Annotated in this window: 4 protein-coding genes; all 4 read right to left on the bottom strand. The window is 35.6% G+C overall.

Features of this window, described 5'->3' with window-relative positions; translation table 11 throughout:
* The coding region (locus AB0I34_RS44050; protein ID WP_360458691.1) for a hypothetical protein at positions 1-401 on the bottom strand (401 nt) is incomplete at its 3' end.
* A 283-nt stretch (positions 402-684) separates the two neighbouring features.
* Entirely contained in the window at positions 685-918 is a 234-nt protein-coding gene (locus AB0I34_RS44055; RefSeq protein WP_350627254.1) for a hypothetical protein, read from the bottom strand.
* Between the two features lie 294 nt (positions 919-1,212).
* Positions 1,213-1,422: a hypothetical protein gene (locus AB0I34_RS44060; RefSeq protein WP_350627252.1), complete on the bottom strand. Its 210-nt coding sequence runs from the start codon at positions 1,420-1,422 to the stop codon at positions 1,213-1,215.
* A gap of 105 nt (positions 1,423-1,527) precedes the next feature.
* Positions 1,528-1,920 (bottom strand): hypothetical protein (locus tag AB0I34_RS44065; protein ID WP_360458694.1); only part of this gene is annotated, 393 nt, incomplete at its 5' end.

Raw genomic sequence — 1,920 nt, forward strand, 5'->3', positions numbered from 1 at the left:
TTCAATCCGCCAGTAACACCATGAAAATGAATAGCACCATCTTTATGAAGCTCAGGGATCATAATATAATCGAATTTTCCATGCTTCTTTCTCATACGTTCAAGCCATCGTCCCATTTTCTCAAATGCAACAGCATAATTATATCTATCAGAATCAAAAGTCAAAGTCCAAAAATAGTTGAATTCATTAGATAATACATAATCTTTTATTTTGGTACGAATTTTCCATAGATTTCTAATTTTCTCTAACTCTTTTTCGTCGTCAGTTTTCTCGGTTTTTTCAGAAATAGATACATCGATAGAATCATCATCAATTTTAACGATTAATGCATTCTTATAAACCGTCAATGTCTTGTCGCCGTTGGGATAGGACTTTATTTTAGTCTTGTATAGTCTCGTCATATTTCTTCCGTTAAGTTACCCGTATGTCAAGTAGACGGGCAACAGCGAATCCCCCTTCCTTTTCCATATTTCATCCGAAATGAATAATCAAATATATTGTTAAAAAATGAACAGAGACAATATAGCCGAATTTATGGAAAGGTGCAGAAATGCTTGCCACGCTCACGCGCGGACTGCATTTGCTGCCCCTCTTTCCATAAAAGTCACTTTATATGTTTTCTATCCTTTAATACAACAATTTTTAGTTATCCATTTCATGCTATAATATAGCAATGCGAATGCGTTATTGTCTCATGAATGCCTGCGAAGCGGATTGAACACTAACCATTCGTTTTTTTATATCTTTTTTCAATAAGTTGTCTCGCACTTGAGACAATTCATCTCTATACCAATCTATTTTCGTTTCTAAAGCCTCTGACATATCCGCACCATGTTCTAGCGCCAAATAATCTAATACCTCTAATTGAGCTGTTATAAGTCCAATTTCATAAACAGAATCTTTTGTTTTTTCTTTCATGCTTTTCTCTCCTTAAATTTATTTCGTGTACATATTATGTACATTTAACCGCCTGTTAGAAAGGGCTGTTAATATATCTATAACCGCAAGCATTGACAGCAGGAACCCGCTTACTGTGCAGAAATTAGGAGACTTCAGCCATGGAAACAACCAATCCTAAATTTCCACGCTGAAGCTTCAACAGGATAGCACAGACGCCCTACTGTAAATGCACCGCTACGCTTTGCTCAGATCTAAATCTAAAATAGGTAAACTTTCCATATTTAGCCGCCTGTTAGAGGGAGCTGCTACTAATTAAAGAGTTTTGTTTTCTTTAGCTTTAACATGTTCAAACATAGCGTTAGCTTCTTTAGTCATAGTCATGGAATCCGATTGACGTTTTATCGTATCAACACACATTGCTATATATGCATTCTTAGTAATCCCTATACGCTTTGCTTCAGCTACACAATAATCATTAAGTTCTTCCCCAAGCGACATAGAAAACTTAACATTCCCACTCACGTAATCACCTCCAAATCACTTTTATGTAACTAATATACCACCTGATAGGTTTTCAAGCAACAAAAAACTGCAATAGTTTTCAACCATTGCAGCACATGTTATAATTTATTTGATTTTATAGATCAAGCAAGTATCATTCTCATAGTCTGGTTGCAACCCCAGGCCTAAATCTTGCACACTATACTCAACCGCTGGTACTCTCAACCCACGAGAACACCAGTATTTTTTTTTGCCTTTTCCAACAATAGAATTTTGCATTTCTTTCGTAACATATTTAGTAATATAGCTTGCTGTTTTTTCCCGACTTCTAATTTTAGTAAGAGTAGTAAAACCATGATCCCAATCACTACAATTATATACTTTCACGCCTTTATGTTTAACGCCTGAATCACGTATAACAGCGTTCAATCCGCCAGTAACACCATGAAAATGAATAGCACCATCTTTATGAAGCTCAGGGATCATAATATAATCGAATTTTCCATGCTTCTTTCTCAT

The organism is Kribbella sp. NPDC050281 (genome assembly GCF_040655855.1).
Lineage (GTDB): Bacteria > Actinomycetota > Actinomycetes > Propionibacteriales > Kribbellaceae > Kribbella.

What these genes read in the sequence shown, in the direction of transcription:
- AB0I34_RS44055 (WP_350627254.1), bottom strand. Translation starts at nt 918, where the DNA reads ATGAAAGAAAAAACAAAAGATTCTGTTTATGAAATTGGACTTATAACA.